Genomic DNA, 1,454 nt, shown 5'->3' with positions numbered 1-1,454 from the left:
TGAAGTGCACCCCAAAAGTTGGACACCCATCCAACCTCTGGGGTGTTTTTCATGAGCAAGTACACAACACAATTCAAGCTGTCCGCCATCGAAGCCTTTCTTGAACGAGGCAGAGGCTTTCGGTTTATAGCCGCCCAATTCCAGGTAGACCCTACTTTGCTTCGTCGTTGGGTGGAAGCGTACCGATTGCATGGCGATACCAGTCTGCAAGTCCGCAGCAAGGGCTATAGCGGCGAGTTCAAGCTCTCCGTGCTCCAGCGTATGTGGAGTGAAAAGCTGTCCTTTCGCCGTGTGGCGGCACTTTTCAATCTGGGCAGTTCCACCCAGGTGGGCAGATGGCAGCAGCAGTATTACAGTGGCGGCATCGAAGCCCTGACTGCTGGGAAAGGATTGAACACTGCGATGACACTGCCACCCACCAAACCTTCTGATTCGTCACCGCCCCGTGATGAGGACCTCTCGCACGCTGAGCTGCTGATCAAGCTTCGCAAGCTCCAGGTGGAGAACGCTGTGCTAAAAAAGCTCAAGGAATATCGGGAGGAGAAGAAAAGGCAGGAGCAGGCCGCCAAGAAAAAACCACGCTAGTCACTGAGTTGCGAGAGTACTTCGAACTCGACGAGCTGCTTGAGGCAACGGGTCTGGCACGCAGTACTTATTACTATCAGGTCAAGGCCATGGCGGCCGGGGATCGGTTCGTCTCGCTGAAAGCCTCTATCCAGAGCATCCAAAGCGCACACAAGGGTCGTTATGGTTATCGTCGGATGACTGCCACGCTGAATAAAAGCGGTCACAGAGTTAACAGCAAAACGGTTCGGCGGCTGATGGGTGAGATGGATCTCAAGTGCACGGTACGACCGAAAAAATACCGTTCGTATCGCGGGCTGATGGGCGAAGCATCACCCAATACAATGGCTCGCCAGTTCGAGGCCGAGCAACCGAATCAGAAATGGGTTACCGACGTTACGGAGTTCAAAGTGGCCGGCGAAAAGCTGTACCTATCTCCGATACTGGACTTGTTCAACGGTGAAATCGTGGCATACCAGACTGCCACCCGGCCGCGCTACGCCTTGGTAGGGGACATGCTGGAGAAGGCTCTTGAGCGGCTGCCCGAAGCTGCCAAACCGATGCTGCACTCGGATCAGGGCTGGCACTACCGATATCCGGATTACCGAGAGCGCTTAGAAAAAGCAGGGTTGGAGCAGAGCATGTCACGCAAAGGAAACTGCTTGGACAACGCTACGATGGAGAGTTTTTTTGGCACGCTTAAGTCGGAGTATTTCTACCGCGAGCGCTTCGACACCGTGGCTCAGTTACAGGCCGGCCTGGATGAGTACATCCGTTATTACAACTATGATCGAATCAAGATGAAGCTGGGCGGGCTAAGCCCTGTAGCGTACAGGGCCCAGTCCGCGATAGCCTAATCAACAGCTGTCCAACTTTTGGGGCGCACTTCA

1 protein-coding gene is annotated in these 1,454 nt (G+C 54.4%); it reads left to right on the top strand.

The window, feature by feature from the left end:
* Positions 1-51: 51 nt before the first annotated feature.
* A protein-coding gene (locus ACP7E4_RS30415; RefSeq protein ID WP_426119977.1) for an IS3 family transposase occupies positions 52-1,421 on the top strand; the annotation gives its coding sequence in 2 pieces (ribosomal slippage) (positions 52-528 and positions 531-1,421; 1,368 coding nt in all).
* Positions 1,422-1,454: the final 33 nt, after the last annotated feature.

This window comes from Pseudomonas sp. DSP3-2-3, assembly GCF_049898225.1.
Lineage (GTDB): Bacteria > Pseudomonadota > Gammaproteobacteria > Pseudomonadales > Pseudomonadaceae > Aquipseudomonas.
The sequence above is the reverse complement of the archived record's forward strand: the minus strand, read 5'-3'. Positions and strand labels throughout refer to the sequence as shown.